At 69.2% G+C, this 22,362-nt stretch carries 16 protein-coding genes; 10 read left to right on the forward strand and 6 right to left on the reverse strand.

Annotation, left to right across the window (positions count from 1 at the left end):
* Positions 1 to 14: 14 nt before the first annotated feature.
* The 7 genes from glk (at position 15) to pyk (ending at position 11,886) form a co-directional block, all read left to right on the forward strand.
* Positions 15 to 1,004 carry a glucokinase gene (gene glk, locus DDF62_RS15530; protein WP_116489933.1) on the forward strand — a complete coding sequence of 330 codons (990 nt, stop codon included), beginning with the start codon at positions 15 to 17 and terminating at the stop codon, positions 1,002 to 1,004.
* A 248-nt stretch (positions 1,005 to 1,252) separates the two neighbouring features.
* Complete coding sequence (locus DDF62_RS15535; RefSeq protein WP_116489934.1) at positions 1,253 to 2,272, forward strand: LacI family DNA-binding transcriptional regulator; 1,020 nt, start codon at positions 1,253 to 1,255, stop codon at positions 2,270 to 2,272.
* 137 nt (positions 2,273 to 2,409) lie between these two features.
* On the forward strand, positions 2,410 to 2,673 hold the full coding sequence (locus DDF62_RS15540; RefSeq protein WP_116489935.1) for a hypothetical protein: 264 nt from the start codon (positions 2,410 to 2,412) through the stop codon (positions 2,671 to 2,673).
* A 307-nt stretch (positions 2,674 to 2,980) separates the two neighbouring features.
* On the forward strand, positions 2,981 to 5,944 hold the full coding sequence (locus DDF62_RS15545) for a TonB-dependent receptor (RefSeq protein WP_116489975.1): 2,964 nt from the start codon (positions 2,981 to 2,983) through the stop codon (positions 5,942 to 5,944).
* A 96-nt stretch (positions 5,945 to 6,040) separates the two neighbouring features.
* Positions 6,041 to 7,558, forward strand: coding sequence for a tryptophan halogenase family protein (locus DDF62_RS15550; protein ID WP_116489936.1), 1,518 nt, complete (start codon positions 6,041 to 6,043; stop codon positions 7,556 to 7,558).
* A gap of 385 nt (positions 7,559 to 7,943) precedes the next feature.
* The gene (locus DDF62_RS15555; RefSeq protein ID WP_116489937.1) at positions 7,944 to 10,427 is read left to right on the forward strand and encodes a glycoside hydrolase family 3 protein; all 2,484 of its coding nucleotides are present in this window, start codon (positions 7,944 to 7,946) and stop codon (positions 10,425 to 10,427) included.
* 28 nt (positions 10,428 to 10,455) lie between these two features.
* Complete coding sequence (gene pyk, locus DDF62_RS15560; protein ID WP_116489938.1) at positions 10,456 to 11,886, forward strand: pyruvate kinase; 1,431 nt, start codon at positions 10,456 to 10,458, stop codon at positions 11,884 to 11,886.
* A gap of 129 nt (positions 11,887 to 12,015) precedes the next feature.
* On the opposite strand, the gene DDF62_RS15565 is transcribed toward pyk, so the two are convergent.
* Both DDF62_RS15565 and DDF62_RS15570 read right to left on the reverse strand, forming a co-directional pair.
* The gene (locus DDF62_RS15565; protein WP_244286833.1) at positions 12,016 to 12,714 is read right to left on the reverse strand and encodes a Crp/Fnr family transcriptional regulator; all 699 of its coding nucleotides are present in this window, start codon (positions 12,712 to 12,714) and stop codon (positions 12,016 to 12,018) included.
* Positions 12,715 to 13,033: 319 nt separating this feature from the next.
* Complete coding sequence (locus DDF62_RS15570; protein ID WP_116489940.1) at positions 13,034 to 13,537, reverse strand: pyridoxamine 5'-phosphate oxidase family protein; 504 nt, start codon at positions 13,535 to 13,537, stop codon at positions 13,034 to 13,036.
* Positions 13,538 to 13,703: 166 nt separating this feature from the next.
* Between DDF62_RS15570 and DDF62_RS15575 the strand changes: the two genes are divergently transcribed.
* Positions 13,704 to 14,030 (forward strand): superinfection immunity protein, encoded by a 327-nt coding sequence (locus DDF62_RS15575; protein WP_116489941.1) that lies wholly within the window; start codon positions 13,704 to 13,706, stop codon positions 14,028 to 14,030.
* A 19-nt stretch (positions 14,031 to 14,049) separates the two neighbouring features.
* On the opposite strand, the gene DDF62_RS15580 is transcribed toward DDF62_RS15575, so the two are convergent.
* Genes DDF62_RS15580 through DDF62_RS15590 form a run of 3 tightly spaced genes read right to left on the reverse strand, consistent with a single transcriptional unit; the run spans position 14,050 to position 17,051 of the window.
* Positions 14,050 to 15,183 (reverse strand): acyl-CoA dehydrogenase family protein, encoded by a 1,134-nt coding sequence (locus DDF62_RS15580; RefSeq protein WP_116489942.1) that lies wholly within the window; start codon positions 15,181 to 15,183, stop codon positions 14,050 to 14,052.
* Position 15,184: 1 nt separating this feature from the next.
* Positions 15,185 to 15,796 (reverse strand): 2-hydroxychromene-2-carboxylate isomerase, encoded by a 612-nt coding sequence (locus DDF62_RS15585; RefSeq protein WP_116489943.1) that lies wholly within the window; start codon positions 15,794 to 15,796, stop codon positions 15,185 to 15,187.
* A gap of 31 nt (positions 15,797 to 15,827) precedes the next feature.
* Positions 15,828 to 17,051: an acyl-CoA dehydrogenase family protein gene (locus DDF62_RS15590; RefSeq protein WP_116489944.1), complete on the reverse strand. Its 1,224-nt coding sequence runs from the start codon at positions 17,049 to 17,051 to the stop codon at positions 15,828 to 15,830.
* A 190-nt stretch (positions 17,052 to 17,241) separates the two neighbouring features.
* On the opposite strand from DDF62_RS15590, the gene DDF62_RS15595 reads away from it, so the two are divergent.
* Entirely contained in the window at positions 17,242 to 18,900 is a 1,659-nt protein-coding gene (locus DDF62_RS15595) for a phosphatidylglycerol lysyltransferase domain-containing protein (RefSeq protein ID WP_116489945.1), read from the forward strand.
* Here the strand turns inward: DDF62_RS15595 and DDF62_RS15600 are convergent.
* Complete coding sequence (locus DDF62_RS15600) at positions 18,875 to 19,081, reverse strand: hypothetical protein (protein WP_341871574.1); 207 nt, start codon at positions 19,079 to 19,081, stop codon at positions 18,875 to 18,877. The two genes, DDF62_RS15595 and DDF62_RS15600, sit on opposite strands and share 26 nt — an antisense overlap.
* A gap of 481 nt (positions 19,082 to 19,562) precedes the next feature.
* On the opposite strand from DDF62_RS15600, the gene DDF62_RS15605 reads away from it, so the two are divergent.
* Entirely contained in the window at positions 19,563 to 22,289 is a 2,727-nt protein-coding gene (locus DDF62_RS15605; RefSeq protein WP_244286834.1) for an SEL1-like repeat protein, read from the forward strand.
* Positions 22,290 to 22,362 lie beyond the last annotated feature (73 nt).

The following is a 22,362-nucleotide window of genomic DNA, read 5'->3' on the forward strand; positions in this document are numbered from 1 at the left end:
GGAACGGGAAACCCATGAACGGCGCCACTGCACACGGCCTGGGCCTCGTCGGAGACATCGGCGGCACCAATGCGCGCTTCGCCCTGGTCGACTTCGACGGTCCGGATCCCCGGCTGATCGAGCCCACCGCCTACAGGGGCGAGGACTACGACACGGCCGAGGACGCCATCGAGGACTATCTGGCCAAGGTGGGGGTCAAGCACCCCGACCAGGCCGTGGTCGCGGTGGCGGGCCCGATCGAGCACGGCGCCGTTCACTTCACCAACATCGACTGGCGCCTGTCGGAAGACAGCCTGCGCCGCGCGGGCGGCTTCCGGAGCGCCCGCCTGATCAACGACTTCACGGCTCAGGCCCTGGCCGCGCCGCGCCTGAGCCCCAAGGACCTGCGCCAGATCGGCCCGCTGCCGACCTCGGGCGAGGGCGACCTAGCGATCATCGGCCCGGGCACCGGGTTCGGCGCCGCGGGCATGGTGCGCCGCCACGGCTGCGACACCCCGCTGACCACCGAGGGCGGCCACATCTCGTTCGCCCCGGTCGACGAGTTGGAGATCGAGATCCTGCGCGGCCTGCAGGCCAAGTACGGCCGCGTGTCGGTCGAGCGCATCCTGGCTGGCCCCGGCATGGAGGACCTGCACGTCCTGCTGGCCAAGATCGAGGGCCGCCCGGTCGAGGAACTGGCCGCCAAGGCCATCACCGAAGGCGCCGTGGCGGGCCGCGAATGCTGCAAGACCACGGTCGAGCGCTTCTGCGCCATTCTCGGCTCGGTGGCGGGCGACCTGGCCCTGGCGCTCGGCGCGCGCGGCGGCGTGTTCATCGCTGGCGGCATCGCGCCCCGGATCATCGACCTCCTGGAAGCCAGCGCCTTCCGCGAGCGCTTCGAGGCCAAGGGCCGGCTGAGCGACTATGTGCGCGACATCCCGACCCACGTGATCCTGCACCCGCATACGGCGCTGATCGGGGCTGCGGTGGCTATGACGCCGGACGGCCAGGCGTCGATTTCGTAGGGCTGGTTTTCCCGGCGCCGGTGCGTGGTCCCCGTCCTTCGACGAGCTCAGGATGAGGACCATGGCCGGCGTTCCGGACGTATGGAAACCTCATCCTGAGCCTGTCGAAGGACGAGGTTTCCGCCGCGGAAGTCGCCGCTAGGACCTCCGCTTTCAGCCCCTTCGTTCAAAAAGGGGTCGCCTTGACAAGGTTGTCATGGCTTGTTGTCTCGCTTGAAGGCTGAATCAACGCCGCGCGAGGCCATTTCTTGAACGCCAAGGTTACGATCCATGACGTCGCCCGCATGTCGGGCGTTTCGATCAAGACCGTGTCGCGGGTGCTGAACCGCGAGCCCAACGTCAAGGCCGACACCCGCGACCGGGTGCAGGAGGCCGTGGCGGCGCTGAACTACCGGCCCAACATCTCCGCCCGCAGCCTGGCGGGCTCCAAGGCTTATCTGATCGGGGTGTTCTTCGACAACCCAAGCCCCGCCTACGTCACCGACGTGCAACTCGGGGCGATCGGCCGGTGCCGGACCGAGGGCTATCACCTGATCGTCGAGCCGCTCGATTCGGAAGGCGACGTCGAGGAGCAGGTGGCGCCGATGCTGGCCACCCTGCGGATGGACGGGGTGATCCTGACCCCGCCGGTCTGCGACGACGTGCGCGTGCTGGACGTGCTGGACGCCGAGGGCGTGCCGTATGTGCGCCTGTCGCCGGACAGGGACCTGGACCGCTCGGCCTATGTGCGGATGGACGACGTGGCCGCGGCCTATGACATGACCGCCCACCTGATCAAGCTGGGCCACAAGGACATCGCCTTCATCAAGGGACACCCCGATCACGGCGCGGCCCACCTGCGCTACGAAGGCTACGCCAAGGCCATGGCCGAGCACGGCCTGGTTGTGCGCGAGGATCGTGTCGCCCAGGGCTGGTTCTCGTTCCGCTCGGGCTTCGAGGCGGCCGAGACCCTGCTGGCGGGCGAAGACCGGCCGACGGCGATCTTCGCCTCCAACGACGACATGGCGCTCGGCGTCATGGCCGTGGCCAATCGCCTGCGGCTGAACGTGCCCGACACCCTGTCGGTGGCCGGCTTCGACGACACGCCGGGCGCCAAGGTCGTCTGGCCGCAACTGACGACCGTACGCCAGCCGATCCAGGCCATGGCCGCCGCCGCCGCCGACCTGCTGCTGAGCGGCGCGCTGAAGGGCGAGGACGGGGTCGCCCCCTCGCGCCTGCTGGATTTCGAGCTGGTGGTGCGCGAGAGCACCGGACCGGCGGCGGGGTAGGGGGAGACTGTCGCTCCCCGTTGCGTCTTGGTGAAAAAATCTGCTCGCCGCCGTTTGCGGCGGGGTTGAACATTGCGATCGGCTCACCATATGAGCGTCAGAGTTGATCGCCCGCTGCCTGTCAGGCAAGTTGCGCGATGTGCTCCATCGCCCATTTCGCGCGGCGTTTCGAACGCCGCCCTTCGGGCTTCCACCCTCTGTTGAACTTTTGGTTCGGCGACACGCCGAGCCCTGTCTGGAATTATATGAACACCAATACCGCCCGTGCGGCCGCCGCTCAGCGCAAGCCCCGCACCCAACCGCATTCGCGCGCCGTGACGCCGCCTGCCCGCACCGAGTGGGCGTGGCCGGGACTCACCCGCGCCGAACTGCGCGAACACATCATCGAACAGATCGGCTGATCACGGCCTTCGCGGCCGGACGTTGTCCGCGCCGCCCTGCTGTTTCCGCGAAGCCTTTTCCCGCAAGGCTTCGCGGCTTTCAGCCGATAAATCACACAAATATCGAAATCGAATTTTGTTACGCGATTGACAGCGTTGTCCATTGACAGCGCTGTCGCGTTACTCCTAGGTTGCATCCGCCGACCCCCGAGAAGGGTCGGAGAACAAGGGAGGATGCGCAAGGCATCCCGCAAAACTGGCGAACTTGCTCACGTCGACACCGTCGGCGGAGATCGGCTCTCTGCGGCCGTAACCTAGGGGAATGCTCATGATTTCGAAGACTTACGCGACCCGGTACGCGCTGATGGCGGCGGCGTCCTCGGTCGTCCTGATGGGCGCGGGCCAGGCCCTGGCCCAGACCGCCGCGACCGACGCGGCGGCTCCGGCCTCGGCCCAGGAACCATCTGCGGTTGAAGAGGTGATCGTCACCGGCTTCCGCGCCTCGCTGCAGAGCGCGCTGTCGGCCAAGAAGAACTCGAACCTGATCATCGAGTCGGTCACCGCCGAGGACATGGGCAAGTTCCCCGACCAGAACATCGCCGAGTCGCTGCAGCGCCTGCCCGGCGTGCAGATCGACCGCGAGAACGGCCAGGGCACCCGGGTGCGTATCCGCGGCCTCGACCAGAACGTCACCGTCCTGAACAACGACATCTTCGTCTCGGGCATGGAGCTGTTCCGCCTGGGCGAGGGCAAGATCAACCAGACCAACTCGCTGGAAGGCATCCCGTCCGAACTGATCGGCGGCGTCGACGTCTACAAGTCGCCGGACGCCTCGCTGCTGGAAGGCGGCTTGGGCGGCATCATCAACCTGAAGACCCGCAACGCCCGGTCCCTGCGCGACGACGTCACGATCGCGGGCGATCTGCGCGGCAACAAGGCCGGCGAGACCGACTGGAACCCGACCGGCTCGCTGGTGCTGGGCTACAAGTTCAGTGACCGCTTCGCCGTGCTGGGCACGCTGTCCTACGACAAGACCGAGCTGCACACCGACGTGCTGGGCGGCGAGAACCGCGGCGGCTGGGCGTTCAACGACCGGCCGGTGGTCGGCGGCGGAACCCTCGACGTGTGGTCGCCGGAGTACCGCTACGCCACCTATCGCGACCAGGAGCGCAAGCGCCTGGGCGCCTCGATCAACCTCGACTTCGCCCTGACCGAGTCCCTGCAGCTGACCGGCGACTGGTTCCATTCGGACCTGAAGATCAAGACCAGCGAAGCCTCGATCAAGTTCCCGTTCGCCAACGAGAACGCCACCTATGCCGCCGGCGCCAGCGTCGACAGCAACGGCGTGCTGCAGAGCGGCACGGTCACCGCCAACTCGGCCGAGGGCACCTCCTACCTGCAGGACTCGCAGGCCAAGACCGACAACTTCCAGGTCGCCTTGAACTGGGACAACGGCGGGCGGGTGACCGGCAGCGTGCGCGCGGCCTACTCCACCGCCGACTATGAGAGCGCCAGCGCCAACAACGACGTGCGCTACACCCAATACACCGTGCGCAACGGCACGGCCGCGGGCCTGACGCCCAACGCCACCGCGCCGGCGACCTTCACCTACAGCTACGCCAACGGCGACAATCCGCGCTTCACGCCGGCCAACGCCGCCCAGTTCACCACGCCGTCCAGCGTGTTCGCCAAGTCGCACTGGGTGTTCGGCGAGGACACCCAGATCGACAACACCTCGATCCGCGGCGACCTGAAGTGGCGGCCCGAGTTCGGCGAGAGCGGCGACCTGGTGATCAGCGCCGGCCTCCGCTACGCCGAGCGCAAGATCGACTCGGAGTTCTGGCAGCTGCTGGCCGACTATTCCGGCAAGGGCGAGCTGAACGGCCGGTCCTTCGGCCAGGACTGGACGCCGTACGGCTACTTCCAGGACGGCGCTATCGGCTTCAAGTCGTGCGGCCTGCCGGCCGGCACGCCGGGCCGCCCCAACTGCGGCCAGACCGCCACCGACGACGGCCGCTTCGGCGCCTCGCCGGCCCTGATCACGCCCTACCAGACGGCGGCGTCGAACCCCGAGCGGTTCGAGACCCTGACGGTCGGCGGCATCACGGCGCTGTTCCAGAACCGCAGCCAGATGGAAAATCCGGTCGCCTGGCTGTCGAACCTCTATTCCTCGACGCCGTTCAAGAAGTTCGCCGACCCGATCCAGTCGTTCCGCATCAAGGAGCGCACCACGACCGGCTACGGCATGGTCGACCTGGGCGGCTCGGACGATCGCTACCACGTCAACGCCGGCGTCCGCGTGGTCCGCACCGAGCTGACCATCGACTCCAGCGGCACCCCGACCACGCCCTGGTATTGGGGCACCGACAGCTGGAACGGCGTGATCGGCAATCCGGACGCCATCAAGACCACCCGCGAATATACCGACGTCCTGCCCAGCGCGAGCGCGGTGTTCGACGTCAACGACAGCGACAAGGTGCGCGTGTCGGCGGCCCGGGTCGTGTCGCGTCAGGACCTGTTCCAGCTGGGCCAGGGCTCGGCCTTCAACTTCACCCGCAGCTCGACGCCGGGTCCGAACCTCAACCGCTTCCTCTATACCAACGGCAGCGGCGGCAACCCGGACCTCGACCCGTACCGCGCCTCGCAGTTCGACATCGCCTACGAGCGCTACCTGGGTCGTAGCGGCATCATCTCGGGCGCGTTCTTCTACAAGAGCGTCGACTCGTTCATCCAGACCGACACCGTGCCGCGCACCGTCGCCGACGGCTCGGTCGAGGGGGCGACCCTGGGCGTCTACACCGCGCCGGTGAACGGCGACGGCGGCAGCATCAAGGGCGTCGAACTGGCGGCTCAGTACGCCTTCGAGAACGGGTTCGGCTTCAACGCCAACTACACCTTCTCGGACTCCGAGACCTCGAAGTCGAACGACTACGACGACAACCTGCCGATCCCGGGGGTGGCCAAGCACGCCTTCAACCTGCAAGGCTTCTATGAAGGCCACGGCTTCGAGGCCCGGGTCTCCTACGCCTGGCGCGACAAGAGCTACCAGGGCGACTTCTCGTTCGGCTCGGGCGCGGATCGCCACAGCCTGGGCACGTGGGAGCGGGCCTATGGCCAGCTCGACGCCCAGGTCGGCTACCAGGTGACCCCGGCGATCAAGATCGTGCTGGAGGGCATCAACCTGACCGAGGAGCCCACCGGCCGTTATCTCCAGTGGGAGAACCTGCCGTTCCGCTACGCCACGGCCGATCGCCGGATCGTGCTGGGCGCGCGGTTCAAGCTGGGCATGTAAGGCCTCTCACGTCGGCGGCGGGGGTCTTGCGAGCCCGCCGCCGGCTCTTTTCCTGACACGCGCTCCGCCAGAGGGCGCGAACGGGGAGGAAACGCCATGGATCGCGCCATAGGTTCCATCGCCATCCTCGGCGGCGGCACAGCCGGCTGGATGGCCGCCGCCGTGCTGTCCCAGGTGCTGCGCGGGACGAAGACGACCATCACCCTGGTCGAGAGCGCCGAGATCCCCACCGTCGGGGTGGGCGAGGCGACCATCCCGCCGATCATCGACTTCCTGCGGCTGCTCGAGATCGACCAGGGCCAGTTCATGGCCGCCACCGAGGGCAGCTTCAAGCTGGGCATCCGCTTCGACGACTGGCGGGTCGTGGGCGAGCGCTACTGGCATCCGTTCGGAACCTTCGGGCCGTCGGTCGACCGCCGCCCCTTCCATCATATGTGGCATCGCCTGCGGGCGGCGGGCGATGATCCCCGCGTCGAGGCCTACAGCCTGGCCACGGCCCTGGGCGACGCCGGCCGGATGGCCTTCGCCGACGGACAAGGCGAGGGGCGGGGGCAGGGACCCCTGGGCGGCATGCGCCACGCCCTGCATTTCGACGCCGGCCTGGTGGCCCGGTTCCTGCGGACCTATTCCGAACAGCGCGGCGTGCGCCGGCTGGAGCGGCGCGTCGAGGGCGCGACCCTGAAGGATGACGGCTTCGTCGAGGCGCTGGTGCTGGACGGCGGCGATCGGCTGGCGGCCGACCTTTTCATCGACTGTTCGGGCTTTCGGGGCGTGCTGATCGAGGGCGCGCTGAAGACCGGCTACGAGGACTGGAGCGCCTTCCTGCCCTGCGACCGGGCGGTGGCGGGCCTGACCGCGCGCGACGCCAATCCGCCGCCCTTCACCCAGGCCGCGGCGCGGCCGGCCGGCTGGCGCTGGCGGATCCCGCTGCGCCATCGCACCGGCAACGGCTATGTCTATTCCAGCGCCCATGTCAGCGACGACGAGGCCCTGGCCGACCTGGAGCGCGAAGCCGGCAAGCTGCTGACCGAACCGCGCGTGCTGAGGTTCACTGGGGGGCGTCGCAAGGCGTTCTGGAACCGCAACGTCGTGGCGCTGGGCCTGGCCTCGGGCTTCATCGAGCCGCTTGAGTCGACCAGCATCCACTTCGTGACCAGCGGCCTGATGAAGCTGCTCGACCACTTCCCGGACAAGGATTTCGACGGCGCCAACATCGCCGACTACAACAAGGCGCTGATCGCCGAGTACGAGGCCGCGCGCGACTTCATCGTGCTGCACTACCAGCCCACGCGGCGCGACGAGCCGTTCTGGCGCGAACGGGCGGCCGCGGCGCTGCCGCCGGATCTGGCCGAACGCCTGGCGCTCTATCGCGGCACGGGGCGCATTCCGCACCGGCCGACCGAACTCTTCACCGAGCCGTCGTGGTTCTACGTGCTGGAAGGCATGGGCGTGCGTCCGGACGCCTATGATCCTCTGGTGGACCTCTCCAACCTTTCGCAGGTGCGCGAGGGGCTGGCCGGCTGGCGGCGGCGCGTGGCCGAGATCGTCCAGGCTTCTCCCCTGCACGACGCGGCGCTGGACGTGGTGGCCGGCCGGCGGCGACCGGCGGCCTGAGCGCAGGGCGGTCCCGCGAAACGCAACGATACAAAAAGAGGATAGACAGCGCTGTCAAGAAATGGTGTCTGATCGATGTGACCGCTATCGCGACGCGCCTCGAAGGGGCGGCGGGCGAGGCGGCCGCGCAACGAAACCAGGGAAGGAAACCGCTTCGGGCCGATCGGCGCGCGACCGCGCCGGGGCCCTGTCGTCACCCATCGCCACTCATCCCGCTCCAGCGTCGACGCTGTTTCGTCGACGGGATGCCGCCTTCGGCTGTTCGGTCCCCCCTCCGGCCGACGGCGGTGGCTGGAGGCCCCTCCTGCAAGGGGTTGCTCCCACTACGGCGCGGCGGGTTCGCCGCGCCGATCTTTTCCGATTTCTCGCTTTCAAGGGCCCCGTCATGAACCTTCGCCGTCCGCTCCTTCGCGCCTCGTCGCTGGCCTTGACCGTGGGCCTGGCCCTGCCGGCGCTGGCGGCCGAGCCGAGCCTGGTCGCGACGACCCCGCAGACCACGGCCCATCCCGAGCTGTGGCCGGCGGCCAGGAGCCCGGCCAGCATCACCGACGCCAAGACCGAGGCCTTCATCACCCAGCTGATGAGCAAGATGAGCGTCGAGGAGAAGGTCGGCCAGACGATCCAGGGGGACATCGCCTCGATGACCCCGGCGGACCTGGCGACCTATCCGCTGGGCTCGATCCTGGCCGGCGGCAACTCGGCGCCCGACGGCAACGACCGCGCCACGCCCAAGGCCTGGACCGATCTGGTCGACGCCTATCGCAAGGAGGCCCTGGCCAAGCGCCCGGGTCGCACGCCCATTCCGCTGATGTTCGGCATCGACGCCGTGCACGGGCACAACAACATCGTCGGCGCCACCATCTTTCCGCATAATGTGGGCCTGGGCGCGATGCGCGACCCGGCCCTGATCGAGCGCATCGGCCAGGCCACCGGCGAAGAGGTGGCGGTGGTCGGCGGCGACTGGACCTTTGGTCCGACCGTGGCCGTTCCCCGCGACGACCGCTGGGGCCGCAGCTACGAGGGTTATGGCGAGGATCCCGAGATCGTCGCCAGCTATTCGGGCCCGATGACCCTGGGCCTGCAAGGCAAGCTTGTCCCCGGCAAGCCGATCGCGCCGGGCCGCATCGCCGGCAGCGCCAAGCACTTTCTGGCCGACGGCGGCACCCAGGACGGCCGCGACCAGGGCAATGCGGTGATCTCCGAGCAGGAGCTGGTCGCCGTCCACGCCCAGGGCTATCCGCCCAGCATCGACGCCGGCATCCTGACGGTGATGGCCTCGTTCTCCAGCTGGAACGGCCAGAAGATCACCGGCAACAAGACCCTGATCACCGACGTCCTGAAGGGCCGCATGGGCTTCGAAGGCTTCGTGGTCAGCGACTGGAACGCCCACGGCCAGCTCCAGGGCTGCTCGAACGTGTCGTGCCCGCAGGCGATGAACGCAGGGCTCGACATGTACATGGCCCCCGACAGCTGGAAGGGGCTCTACGAGAACACGGTCAAGCAGGTGAAGTCGGGCGAGATCCCGATGGCGCGGCTGGACGACGCCGTGCGGCGGATCCTTCGGGTGAAGGTCAAGTCGGGCCTGTTCGACCGCCTCGCGCCGCAGGTGCAGGGCAAGTTCGACCGCCTGGGCTCGGCCGATCACCGCGCCATCGCCCGCGAGGCGGTCTCCAAGTCGCTGGTGCTGCTGAAGAACGACGGCGTGCTGCCGATCAAGGCCGGCGCCAAGGTGCTGGTGGCCGGCGACGCCGACGACATCGGCAAGGCCTCGGGCGGCTGGACCCTGACCTGGCAGGGCACGGGCAACAAGAACAGCGACTTCCCCAACGGCCAGTCGATCTGGGGCGGCCTGAAGGAGGCGGTGGAAGCGGCCGGCGGCAAGGCGACCCTGGCCAAGGACGGCAAGTTCGCGGGCGAAAAGCCCGATGTCGCCATCGTGGTGTTCGGCGAGGACCCCTATGCCGAGTTCCAGGGCGACGTGGCCAACCTGGCCTATCAGCCCAACGGCAAGACCGACCTGGAGCTCCTCAAGACGCTGAAAGCCCAGGGTATCCCGGTGGTGGCGGTGTTCCTGTCGGGGCGCCCGCTGTGGGTGAACCCCGAGATCAACGCCTCGGACGCCTTTGTCGCCGCCTGGCTGCCGGGCTCGGAAGGCGGCGGCGTCGCCGACGTGCTGGTCGCCGGCAAGGACGGCAAGTCCAGGCGCGACTTTACCGGCAAGCTGTCGTTCAGCTGGCCAAGGCGCGCCGACCAGGGCCCGCTGAACCGCGGCCAGCCGGGCTATGACCCGCAGTTCGCCTATGGCTACGGCCTGTCCTACGCCAAGCCCGCCAAGGTGGCGCAGCTGTCGGAGAGCGCCGGCGACCTCGGAACCGCCGCCAGCGTCGACCGCTACTTCGTGGCTGGCCGTGTGCCGGCCCCGTGGATGCTGAGCTTCTCGGGCGCGGGGGCGGTCAAGACGATCGACGCCGGGGCCCAGGAAAACGGCCGCCAGGCGACCTGGAGCGGCGAGGGCGAAGGCCTGCTGGCCGTTCAGGGCCCGCCGGTCGACCTGTCGCGCCAGACGACCGGCGACATGGCGGTGCTCGTCCGGTGGCGAGTCGACAAGGCGCCGGTTGCGCCGGTTTATCTGACTGTCGGTTGTGGCGAATCCTGCGGTGGGAGGCTAGACGTAACGTCAACGTTGTCAGGCTCGAAAATCGGCGAATGGCGTTCAGCCAAGATCAAACTTTCCTGTTTCCAGGCGGCGGGCGCCCAGATGGCGCACGTTTCGACTCCGTTCGGCCTGAGCACCTCGGGGCCGCTGGCGATTTCGCTCACCGAAATCCAGCTGGCGTCCAACGAGGGCGACGCTTTCTGTCCCAAATAATCCCCCAAACAGACAAAGGAGCGGCCGCATGATCCGCGCGCGTCGTTCCCGCATCGTCGCCACCATCGGCCCGGCCTCGGGTTCGCCGGAAATGATCGTCAAGCTGGCCAAGGCCGGCGCTGACGTCTTCCGCCTGAACTTCAGCCACGGCGCCCACGAGACCCATGCCGCCGTCTACGCCGCCATCCGCGCGGCCGAAGCGGTGGTCGGGCGTCCGCTGGGCATCCTGGCCGACCTGCAAGGGCCCAAGCTGCGCGTCGGCAAGTTCGCCGACGGTCCGGTTCAGCTGAAGCCCGGCCAGGCCTTCCGGTTCGATTCCGATCCGACCCCGGGCGACGAAACGCGGGTTCATCTTCCCCATCCCGAAATCCTGACCGCGATGAAGCCGGGCGCGACCCTGCTGCTCGACGACGGCAAGCTGCGGATGACCGTGACCGAAGCCGGCCCCGGCTACGCCGACACGACGGTCGTCAACGGCGGCAAGCTGTCGGAGCGCAAGGGCGTGGCCGTGCCGGACGTCATCATCCCGATGTCGCCCCTGACGCCGAAGGATCGCGAGGATCTGGCGTTCGCCCTGCGCCTGGGCGTCGACTGGATCGCCCTGTCGTTCGTGCAGGCGCCGGAAGACATGGCCGAGCTGCGTCGCATCGTCGAAGGCCGCGCCGCCGTGCTGGCCAAGATCGAAAAGCCGCAGGCGCTCCAGACCCTGGGTCCGATCCTGGACCTCTGCGACGGCGTGATGGTGGCCCGCGGCGACCTGGGCGTCGAAATGGCGCCCGAAGAGGTGCCGGTCGCGCAAAAGGAAATCCTGCGCGCCGCCCGCGAGCGCGGCATTCCCGTGATCGTCGCCACCCAGATGCTGGAGTCGATGACCAGCTCGCCGACCCCGACCCGGGCCGAGGCCTCCGACGTGGCCAACGCCGTCTACGAAGGCGCGGACGCGGTGATGCTGTCGGCGGAAAGCGCCGCCGGCGACTATCCCGAAGAGTCGGTGGCGATGATGAACCGCATCATCGAGCGGGTCGAACGCGACCCGCGCTGGCCCGAGCTGATGCAGGCCGAGCAGCCGCATGTCGACGAAGACGCCGACGTGCTGGTGGTCGCCGCCGCCGGCGCGGCCAAGTCGGGCTCGACCAAGTGCCTGGTGGCCTTCACCACCACGGGCGCCACGGCTCGCCGCCTGGCCCGTGAGCGGCCGCTGCAACCGGTGCTGGCCCTGTCGCCGAAGATCGAGGCCGTGCGTCGCATGGCCCTGGTCTGGGGCGTCGAGCCGCGCGTCAGCGCCCAGCCCGACAGCCTGGAGGTCGTCACCACCGACGCCGCCGCCCGGGCCCTGGAGCTGGATCTCGCCAAGCCCGGCGAGCGCATCCTGATCGTCGCCGGCACGCCCTTCGGCGCCCCCGGCGCGGCCAACCTGCTGCGCCTGGCGCACGCGCCGTTCCCGGTGCGGAAGCGGTAGAAGGAACCTCCCCCTCTGGGGGAGGCGATCGCCTTGCGATCGGTGGGGGGAGGGACGATCAGCGCCTCGGCGGCTGAAAACGTCCCCCCTCCGGCCCCCTGGGCCACCTCCCCCAGAGGGGGAGGATCTTTACGACCCGAACGGCTCGGGCAGCAGCCGCTCATAGCCTTTCCTCACCGCGCCGTAGCATTCGCAGGCGATGGCCTCGAGGCCCGCTCGGTCGAGGATGTCGACCACGCCGCGGCGATAGCGGATCAGGCCCTTGGCCTGCAGGGCGCCGGCCACGGCGGTGACCGTGGTCCGCTGCACGCCCAGCATGTCGGCCAGGAACTCCTGGGTCAGGCTTATGGTGTCGACGTCTATGCGGTCGCGGAACCCCAGCAGCCAGCGGCAGAAGCGAGCCTCCACCGCGTGCAGGGCGTTGCAGGCCACCGACTGGATGGCGTGGCCGAACAGCGCGTCGTTGTGGCGCTCGATCAGGTCACGCAGGATCGCGCTGCGCTCGACGCCTTCGCGCAGGGCCGAGGCCGAAATGCGGGAGACCCCGCCCGGCGCCTGGACGATGGCGCGCGACAGCGACTGGCGCGGCGAGATCGCCGCCATCAGTCCCATGCCGCCCTCGCGGCCGATGGTGGCCGACTCGATGGCCGCGCCGTTCTCCATCAGCGTCATCAGCGAGATGACGCAGTCGTGCGGGAAGTAGACCGTGTCGATCTGATCGCCGGGATCGTACAGCAGCTTCCCCTTCTCCAGGTCCTGATGGGACAGCTGGGCGGCGATGTAGCCGAAATCCTCGGGGGGCAGGGAAGCGAGCAGACGGTTCTTCAAGGGATGTAGAGGCCCTGTCATGGCGAATCGAACGCCGGCTTGCGGCAAGGGTTGCAAGCTATAGGCAGGACTGAGGTGCGGCGCTGTCAGGTAGCCGACGCAATGCAGGCGCTGTCGGGCCTAAATCGAGATGGGGCTATATTGTGGCCGTATGGGCTGCAATAGCTCTGACTATCTCGCCTATGTCGGGTTCCCGACAAAGAGTTTTGACGGGGGCTGAAACTACAGAGAAATCAACGAGCCATCAGGACTTTCCCCAGGGAAAAGGCCGCGCCGTCGGCGGCGCGGCCTTCGTCGTTGGTTAAGTCCGTGAACGGACTCAGGCGATGCCGATATGGGCCCGATCTCCAAGGTCGGGCTGGCTGTCGGTGAGGTTGGCCTTGGCGATCTCCCAGGCGAAGCGGACGGCGCCGCCCTTGGAGATCCAGAGCTCGGCGTCGCGGGCGTCCAGGCGCAGCAAGGTCAGGCGCGGGTCGTCCTGGCCGTCGGGATACCAGGCGGCGACGATCGGCGACCACCAGCGCTGGATGCGGGCGGTGTCGTGATCGCGGCTCAGGCGGCCCCCGATGCAGGCCTGGAAGTCGCCGTCCTTGGCCTGGACCACGAACATGGCGTCGCCGCCGTCGCCCGCCACGGCCTGGGCCAAGTCGGTGTCGTCGCGGGTGAAGAACCAGATCTGGCCGGTCTCCGGCTCGGCGAAGGCGGTCATCGGCTGGTAGTGCTGGTGGCTGTGGACGAGACCCAACATGCCGAAGCGGGCATGCTCGACTTCCTTCCAGAGGCGCTTTTCGACGTCGGCCTTGTCGTGGGGGTCGGTGCTCATGGGGGTCTCCTGCGCTTTGCGGTAAGGCAGGAGAACCGGCCGGGGAGGGGGCGGTTCCTAGGGCGAAGGTCTGGACCCCGCGCTCTCGCTTGCATAAATGACGAATACGAACTCGCCTTAAGCGAGCGTCGGCGTGTTCCAGCGCTGGCGATGGTTGGAGGGACGATTGCAGGATCTCAGCTATTGGGCGCTGATCTATGGCGCGGCGATCGTACAGGTCGTGCTTGCGGGCCTCGTCTACCTGATCCCGTTCTGGGCGGCTTCCAGCCGGGGCCATCCGCGCAAGATGTCGATCCTGGCGCTGAACCTGCTGCTGGGCTGGACGATGGTGGGCTGGGCGGCGGCGCTGATCTGGGCGCTGACCCGGCCGTCGCCGCGCGAGTTGCCCGAGGACGAGCAGATCCTGCGCTTCGCCGGCCTGCGCGACCAGGGCCTGATCACCGAGGCCGAGTTCCTGGCCAAGAAGCAACAGATCCTGGGAAGCCCGGCCTGACCGGGCTTCCCGCGGCCTTCTAGAATCCCATGATCCGCGCGTAGCGGTCGCGGTGGAACGAGGCCCCGCCGAACAGGGCCTCGGCCACGCGGGCCCGCTTCATGTAGAGGCCCGAGTCGTGCTCGTCGGTCATGCCGATGCCGCCGTGCATCTGGACCATCTCGTTGGAGGCTAGGTGCAGCACCTCGCTGGCCTTGGCCTTGGCGAGGGACGACAGGGCGCGGGCGTCGGCGCCGGCGTCCAGGGCCTCCAGGGCGGCCTCGACGCAGGAGCGGGTGGTCTCGAGATCCGTGAACCACTTGGCGGCGCGGTGCTGCAGGGCCTGGAACGTGCCGATGACCTGGCCGAACTGGGTGCGGGTCTTCAGGTAGTCGAGGGTGATCTCGAAGGCTGCGCTGGCCGTGCCCAGCATCTCGGCCGCCAGGCCCGCATAGGCGCGGTCAAGCACGGGTTCGAGGATCGTCCAACCCTTGCCGACCTCGCCCAGGACGGCGTCGGCGCCGACCTCGACGCCGTCGAAGGCGATCTGGGCCGCGCCGCGGCTGTCGGCCAGCGACAGGTGGGTGCGAACGATGCCGGGCGCGTCGCCGGGCACGAGGAACAGGGTGACGCCGTCGGTGTCGCCGCTGGCCCCGCCGGTGCGGGCGGCGACGATCAGCAGGTCGGCGGCCTCGCCGTCGAGGACGAAGGTCTTGGTCCCGTTCAGGGCCCAGCCGTCGCCGCTCGTGGTGGCCGAAAGCGCGATCCGCGTCGGATTGTGGTGGGCGTGCTCGTCGATCGCCAGGGTGGCGACCGCTTCGCCGGTGGCGATCCTGGGCAGCCAGGCGGCCTTCTGGGCGTCCGAGCCGCCCAGTTCCAGCGCCGAGGCGGCGATCAGGGCGGTGGAGAGGAGGGGAGAGGCGGCCAGGGTCTTGCCGGTCTCTTCCAGGATCAGGCCCAGGCCCAGATAGCCGAAGCCCGAGCCCTCATAGGCCTCGGGCACGACCACGCCGGCCCAGCCCATCTGGCCCATCTCGCTCCAGGCGGCCGGATCGAAGGTCTGCCTGGAGCCCTCGTTGCGCAAGCGACGCAAGGCCGAGACCGGGGCGCTTTCTTGCGACCAGGCCTTGGCGGCGTCGCGCAGCATCGTCTGTTCTTCGGTCAGGACGGCCATGTCAGGCGCTCTCCATGTCTTGATGGCGGACGGCCCAGTCGAGGGCCTGTTCGAGACGGTCGTTGCCCCAGAAGAGCTCGCCGTCGGCGGTGACGAAGGAAGGGGCGCCGAACAGCCCGCGCTCGCGGGCCTGGCGCACATGGTCTTTCAGCTGGTCCTTGATCGGCGCCGAGGCGGCCGCGGCCAGGACGTGCTCGGGGCCCGCGCCGACACTGGCGATCAGCGGGGCCAGGACCTCAGGGCTGCTGATGTCGAGGTCGTCGACGAAATTGGCCTGATAGACGGCGCGGCTGAAGGCCGGCGTCCAGCCGTCTTCCAGTCCGCAGATCGCCACCCGCGCGGCCAGCAGGCTGTTGCGCGGGAACTGGCTGGGATGGTGCAGCGGCAGGCCCTCGCGATCGCAGACCCTCTGCAGGTCGCGCCACATATAGTCGCCCTTCACCGGGAAGGCGTTGAACGGGCTGTCGGTCAGGCCCTGCTGCTCGTTGAACAGCGGGCCGACGATGAAGGGGCGCCAATGCACCACTACCCCGGCCTGGTAGGCCAGGTGCTCTACCCGCATGGCGGCGGGATAGGAGTAGGTGGAGGCGAACTCGTACCAGAACTCGATCATGACCTTGTCTCCGCTGCGTGGCGGAAGGCTCTCACTGGTGATCGAGCAGGCCAAGCACCCGCTTGGCGACGACGTTCAGATTGACCTCGCTGGTGCCGCCTTCGATCGAATTGCCCTTGGCGCGCAGCATCGCGCGCAGGGCGGCGATCTCGTCGGGGGTGAAGCCTTCGCCTTCCCAGCCCAGGCCTTGCAGGCCCAGCGCCTCGACCAGGAGCTCGGTGCGTTCCTGGTTCATCTTGGCGGCGGCGTACTTGATGATCGAGACGGCGGCGCTGGGGCCCGAGCCGGTCTTGGACTCCGCCTCGGCCCGGCGCACGGTCAGCAGGAAGGCGTGGGCGTCCATCTTGTGGGCGGCGATGCGGGCGCGCAGGTCGCCGTCGGCGATGCGGCCTTCGGCGTCGACGCCGACATGGGTCTTGGCCGCCTCGACCACGTCCAGGGCGGCGTTGCCGCCAAAGCCCGAGGCGCTGATGTTCTGGCGTTCGTACTGCAAGAGTCGCTTGGCGATCTCCCAGCCGCCGTTGACCTTGCCGACCAGCTGTTCCTTGGGAACCTTCACATTGTCGAAGAAGGTCTCGCAGAACGGCGAGGAGCCGCTGATCAGCTTGATCGGCCGGGCCTCGACGCCGGGCGAGGTCATGTCGAACAGCACGAACGAGATGCCCTCGTGCTTCTTGCTGGTGTCGGTGCGCACCAGGCAGAAGATCCAGTCGGCCTGGTCGGCATAGCTGGTCCACACCTTCTGGCCGTTGATCAGCCAGTGGTCGCCCCCATTCTCGTCCTTAACTTCCTCGCACTTGGTCTGCAGGCTGGCGAGGTCGGAGCCCGCGCCCGGCTCGCTGTAGCCCTGGCACCAGCGGGTCTCGCCGCGCACGATGCCGGGCAGGAAGCGTTGCTTCTGCTCCTCGGTGGCGTATTCCAGCAGCACCGGGCCCAGCATCCAGACGCCAAAGCTCATCAGGGCGGGGCGGGCCTTGATGCGGCGCAGTTCCTGCTCGAGCACCTTGTTCTGGGCCTTGGAGAGGCCGCCGCCGCCGTACTGGGCGGGCCACATCGGCGCGGTCCAGCCCTTGTCGGCCATGCGATCGAGCCAGAGCTTGGCGTCGGGGTTCTTCCATTCCGCCTTGCGGCCGCCCCAGGGGGCTTCCTTCTCGTCCGTCATCGGCGTGCGCATCGACGGCGGGCAGTTGGCCTCCAGCCAGGCGCGCGTTTCGGCGCGGAAGGTGTCGAGTTCGGTGGCGCCGAAGTCGGCCATGGCGGGCTCTCCCTGGATCGTGCTGGGCGCTTGGCGGCCCGCTTCGGCAGGCAGACTACGCCACGGAACGCTGGGAGCAAGTCGATTCAAACAATCGTTCGCATCGCCGTGCGCGACGAGAACGTCCTGGACGCGTTATAGAAGCGCCGATGACGTTTCCCGGTCCGGGATTCGCCGTTCAGGGGTCTTGATGTCCGCGCCAGAACTGAGACCCGCCGCTCTGGCGGTCGCACCGACTCTCGCCGCCATCCTGGCCGCCTCGGCCGGCGTGCTGCTGCTGGCGTCCGGCGCGACCCCGTCCGAGCCGACGCGTTTCGCGATCCTGCTGGCCTTCGCCCCGTCGGCGCTGATCGAGATCAGCCACTTCGTCTCGTCGATCATCGGGCTTGTGCTGGTGCTGCTGGCCTTCGGCCTGCGCGCGCGGCTCGACGCGGCCTGGTGGGCCAGTCTGGTGATGCTGGCCGCCGGCGCGGTGCTGGCGATTTTCAAGGGCCTGAACTGGGAAGAGACGGCGACCCTGACCGCCTTCTTCGTGGCCATCCTGCCGTTCCACGAGGCCTTCCCGCGCAAGGCGGCCCTGTCGCGGATGGAGATCACGCCCGGCTGGCTGCTGTCGGCGGCCGCGGCCATCGGCGGGGCGGCGTTCCTGGGCTGGTGGATGTTCAACCACGTCGAGTACGCCGACCGCTCGTGGATGCGGATCATGGGCGACCGCGAGGCCGCCCGCGCCATCCGCTCGTCGATCGCCGCGGCGGTGGTGCTGATGGGCATCGGCGTGTGGCGGCTGATCGCCACTCCGGCCACGCCGCCTGTCGTCGACGACACCGATCCCGACTTCGACCGCGTGCGCGCCATCCTGGCCAAGGCGCAGGCCGCCGAGCCGGCCTCGAACCTGGCCTTGCTGGGCGACAAGCGCTTCCTGTTCTCGGCCTCGGGCGAGAGCTTCCTGATGTTCGGCGTGCGCCGCCGCTCGTGGATCGCCCTGGGGCCGCCGATCGGCCGCCACGACGAGCGCATGGAGCTGTTCTGGCGCTTCCGCGAACTGGCCGACGCCCATGCCGCGCGGGCGGGCTTCTACGCCCTGGGCCCGGAGGACCTGCCCGACACGGTCGACCTGGGCCTGGCCATCCAGAAGACCGGCGAGAGCGCCATCGTGCCGCTGGAGAGCTTCACCCTGGCCGGCCGCCGCCGCGAGGTCCTGCGCCGCAACTGGCGCAAGGCCGGCGAAGGCGGGGCGGCGTTCGAGGTGCTGCCGGCCGGCGCGGCCATGACCGTGATGGCCGAGCTGCGGGTGATCTCCGACGCCTGGCTGGCCCACCACGCCGGCGGCGAGAAGAGCTTCTCGATGGGCGGTTTCGATCCGCGCTACGTGGCCGAGTTCCCGGTCGCCCTGGTGCGCTCGGAAGGCCGCATCGTCGCCTTCGCCACCCTGTGGACCACGGCCCAGAAGGCCTCGTTCTCGATGGACCTGATGCGCTACTCCGACGAGGCGCCCAAGAACATCATGGACTACCTGTTCGTCGAGCTCCTGCAGTGGGGCAAGGCGGAAGGCTATACGGCGTTCGAGTTCGGCATGGCCCCGCTGGCCGGACTGGACGACCGGCCGCTGGCGCCGATCATGTCGCGCGTGGGCCGCCTGCTCTACGAGCGCGGCGAGGGGATCTACAATTTCCAGGGCGTACGCCGGTACAAGGACAAGTACGACCCCGTCTGGCAGCCGCGCTACATTGCCGCGCCTCGCCGCTGGGCCATCCCTTTCCTGCTCGCCGACATCGGCCTGCTGTCGTCCGGCGGCATGTCCGGCCTGACGAAACGGCCGCGGCCTAATAGCGCGGGTCGCCCGTCTTAAATCCCAGAAGATTGAGCGCGTGAGCGGCCAGAAGCAGGGTCGCCACCGCCGTCGCCATCATCATCGGGCGCCACGGCGCCATGCGCGGACCCTTTGCCGGGTTGGAAGGGCGCGCGCCCAGCCAGCCGAACAGCACGGTGAGGGCGGTCGTCGTCGCGGCCGCGATCAGGGTCGGGATCATGTCCATGGGCCGCAGATGGCCTGCGACAATCGGTCTGGCAATAGGTTAATACGCATTAACACATTGGAACCAAATCCTCTGTACATACCTTGGTAACTGTGTCTGTTAACCTGTCCACAGGAACGCTAAATCTAGCGTTTACCGTCGCGTTTACACGCTAGGAATCGGTGACTAGCGTGGGTCCCCAGGTGCGGGGAGAGCGATTCGCATGACTGCTGCAGCGCCATGGAGCGTAAAGGGAATTGACCCGAAGGCACGGGAGGTCGCCAAGGACCTCGCCCGTCGCTCGGGCATGACCCTTGGCGAGTGGTTGAACCGGATGATCATCGAGGGTGATTCCGCCGGTTTTGACGCGCCTCCCGCCGATCCCGTTAACGATACCGGTCGTTCGAACGGCCGATCCGTTTACCTTGAAGCCGAGCGCGCCGAGGCGCCGCCGCGCATCGAGGCTCCGGAGCATCCCGCCGACGAGGTGGGGCGCATGGCGTCGGCGCTCGACCGCCTGACCCAGCGCATCGAGGCGGCCGAGGCCCGCTCGGCCCAGGCCATCACCGGCATCGACCAGTCCGTGCGTGGCGCGCTGCAGCGCCTGTCGCATTCCGAACGCGAGCAGATCGCCGTCGCCGCCCGCTTCGAGGGCCTGGCCGACGAGATCAAGACCGAGCAGGTCCGCAGCGCCGAGCGCCTGCGCCGCATCGAGAACGAAGCCGCCGGCCCGCGTTCGGCCGAGGCCCTGCGCGCGCTGGAAAGCGCCGTCGGCCGCGTGGCCAACCACCTCTACGAAGGCGAAGGCCGCACCCGCGAGACCCTGGCCGCCCTGGAAGCCAAGGTCGCCGCCCAGGCCGCCGCGCCCGCGTCCGGCCTGGTCGACGAGGTCGTCGCCCGCCTGCAGGAACGCCTGGAAGCCGCCGAGGCCCGCACCGCCGATGCGCTGCAGCAGCTGGGCGGTTCGTTCCACGCGCTCGACACCCGCCTGTCGGCCGTCGAGGGCGAGGGCGGCAGCGCCCAGAAGCGCCTCGAGGAACTGGCCGGCAGCCTGTCGGCCAAGATGGAGGCCGCCCGCGCCGAGATGGCCGCCAAGCTGCGCGAGACGGCCGACGGCCGCTTCGACCGCATGGAGCGCAAGCTGGGCGAGATGACCGCCCACATCCAGGCCGCCGAGGCGCGTTCGGCCCAGGCGATCGAGCGCATGGGCCGCGAGGTCGTCGGCCTGGCCGACGCCTTCAACCGCCGCATCCAGACGTCCGAAGCCCGCCAGGCCAACGCCATCGAGCAGGTCGGCGGCGAGGTGGCTCGCATCGCCTCGAGCGTCGAGCACAAGCTGAACCGCGCCGACAGCGTCCAGGCCCAGGCCCTTGAGAAGCTGGGCGTCGAGATCGCCCGCATCACCGAGAAGCTGGCCGAGCGCATCAGCGCCTCGGAGCGCCGCAACGCCCTGGCCATCGACGATGTCGGCGACCAGGTGGTCCGGGTCACCGACCGCCTGAACCAGCGCGCCGAGCGCAGCTCGCAGGAGCTGATCGACCGCATCCGCCAGTCGGAGGAGCGCACCGCGCGCCTGCTCGACGAAGCCCGCGAGAAGATCGACACCCGCCTGGCCGACGCCCAGCGTCGCCTGGCCGAGACCCCGGCCGCCGCGCCGGCTCCGGCCCGCCAGCCCACGCCCGCCGCCTCGCCGTTCGACGCCGACCGCTTCTCGTTCGGCGGCGAGACCGTCTCCGAGGAGGTGTTCGAGCAGCCGGCCTTCCCGCAGGCGGCCTTCCAGGCGCCCGTCGCCGCCCCGCAGGCCGCCGCGCCCGCGCCGACCCCTACCGTCGACACCGGCTGGTCGGCCTCCAGCGGCTTCGACGCCGACTTCCCGGTCGAGGAGCCCGAGGCTCCGAGCTTCGCCGACGAGGATTTCGAGGCCGCCGACGGCTTCTCCGCGACCCCGCGCATCGAAGCACCGTCGTTCGAGGCCGACGCCTTCGATCCCGAGCCCGAACTGCCGATGGCGCCGGCCCGCGCCCTGTCCACCCGCGAGGTGATCGAGCAGGCCCGCGCCGCCGCCCGCGCCGCGGCCGCCGGCGCCGAAACCAAGGCCAAGGCGAAGACCAAGGCCGACAAGGCCGCGGCCAAGTCGCTGTTCGCCGGCTTCGGCAAGGCGCTGCAGAAGAAGGACAAGCGCACGTCCTCGACCCTGGTCACCGCGCTGCTGGTCTCGGCCGGGGCCGCGGCCCTGGGCGTCGGCACCGCCGGCCTGACCCTGCTGCCCAAGGACAGCGACGGCGCGCTCAACGACCGCGTGGCCCGGGCCATCGCCGGTCGCGCCGCCGACGTCGAGATCAAGACCCGCGAGGCCGACACCACGCCGGCCCAGCCGCGCGTGGCCATGGCCGTCGTGACCCCCGCCGCTCAGCCGGGGGGCGCCCAGCCGTCCGCCGAACCCGAGGCGCCGGCTCCCGCCGCCGTCGACGAGGGCGCGGCCCTGTTCGCCGAAGCGGTCAGCCGCCTGGAGGCCAAGGATCGCGGCGGCCTGGTCCTGCTGCGCAAGGCCGCCAACCTGGGCCAGCCCAAGGCTCAGTTCCTGCTCGCCAAGATGGCCGAGATGGGCGAGGGCGGCGTCAAGAAGGACCTGGCCGAAGCCCGTCGCTGGTACGAGCGCGCGGCCCAGGGCGGCGACCCCAGCGCCATGCACAACATCGCCCTGTTCGCCTATCGCGGCGACGGCGGGGCCAAGAACCTGACCACGGCCGCCAACTGGTTCCGCAAGGCCGCCGAGACCGGCCTGGTCGACAGCCAGTTCAACCTGGCCCAGCTGTACGAGAACGGCCGCGGCGTCGCCCAGAACCCGGCCGAGGCCTATCGCTGGTACCTGATCGCGGCCCGCGCCGGCGACGCCGACGCGCGCACCCGCGCCAGCGCCCTGCGCGGCGGCCTGACGCCTGAAAGCCAGCGCATCGCCGAACGCTCGGCCGAGGCCTTCCGCTCGCGCCTGGCCGCCGCCCCGCGCACGACCCAGGTGGCGACCGCCGCCGCGCCGTCGGCCGGAACGGCCACCGCGCAGCGCGCGCTCTCCAGCCTGGGCTATTACCAGGGCCCCAAGGACGGCGTTTCTTCGCCAGCCCTGCGCATGGCCATCCAGTCCTATCAGCGCGACCAGAACCTGCCGGCCTCCGGCGCCCTGGACGGCGAGACCCTGAACCGCCTTTCGGCCTTCGCGCGCTGATCCCCAGGCCAGCCAGACGTTCGCAAACGCCCTCGGAGTTCGCTTCGGGGGCGTTTTGCCGTCCACTTCCAGC

The organism is Caulobacter radicis (assembly GCF_003094615.1).
In the GTDB taxonomy this organism is placed as follows: domain Bacteria; phylum Pseudomonadota; class Alphaproteobacteria; order Caulobacterales; family Caulobacteraceae; genus Caulobacter; species Caulobacter radicis.

Coding starts and splice junctions, on each gene's coding strand:
- glk (WP_116489933.1), top strand. CDS start 15: ATGAACGGCGCCACTGCACACGGCCTGGGCCTCGTCGGAGACATCGGC.
- DDF62_RS15540 (WP_116489935.1), top strand. CDS start 2,410: ATGTGCTCCATCGCCCATTTCGCGCGGCGTTTCGAACGCCGCCCTTCG.
- DDF62_RS15545 (WP_116489975.1), top strand. CDS start 2,981: ATGATTTCGAAGACTTACGCGACCCGGTACGCGCTGATGGCGGCGGCG.
- DDF62_RS15550 (WP_116489936.1), top strand. CDS start 6,041: ATGGATCGCGCCATAGGTTCCATCGCCATCCTCGGCGGCGGCACAGCC.
- DDF62_RS15555 (WP_116489937.1), top strand. CDS start 7,944: ATGAACCTTCGCCGTCCGCTCCTTCGCGCCTCGTCGCTGGCCTTGACC.
- pyk (WP_116489938.1), top strand. CDS start 10,456: ATGATCCGCGCGCGTCGTTCCCGCATCGTCGCCACCATCGGCCCGGCC.
- DDF62_RS15570 (WP_116489940.1), bottom strand. CDS start 13,537: ATGAGCACCGACCCCCACGACAAGGCCGACGTCGAAAAGCGCCTCTGG.
- DDF62_RS15580 (WP_116489942.1), bottom strand. CDS start 15,183: ATGGCCGTCCTGACCGAAGAACAGACGATGCTGCGCGACGCCGCCAAG.
- DDF62_RS15585 (WP_116489943.1), bottom strand. CDS start 15,796: ATGATCGAGTTCTGGTACGAGTTCGCCTCCACCTACTCCTATCCCGCC.
- DDF62_RS15590 (WP_116489944.1), bottom strand. CDS start 17,051: ATGGCCGACTTCGGCGCCACCGAACTCGACACCTTCCGCGCCGAAACG.
- DDF62_RS15595 (WP_116489945.1), top strand. CDS start 17,242: ATGTCCGCGCCAGAACTGAGACCCGCCGCTCTGGCGGTCGCACCGACT.
- DDF62_RS15600 (WP_341871574.1), bottom strand. CDS start 19,081: ATGATCCCGACCCTGATCGCGGCCGCGACGACGACCGCCCTCACCGTG.
- DDF62_RS15605 (WP_244286834.1), top strand. CDS start 19,563: ATGGCGTCGGCGCTCGACCGCCTGACCCAGCGCATCGAGGCGGCCGAG.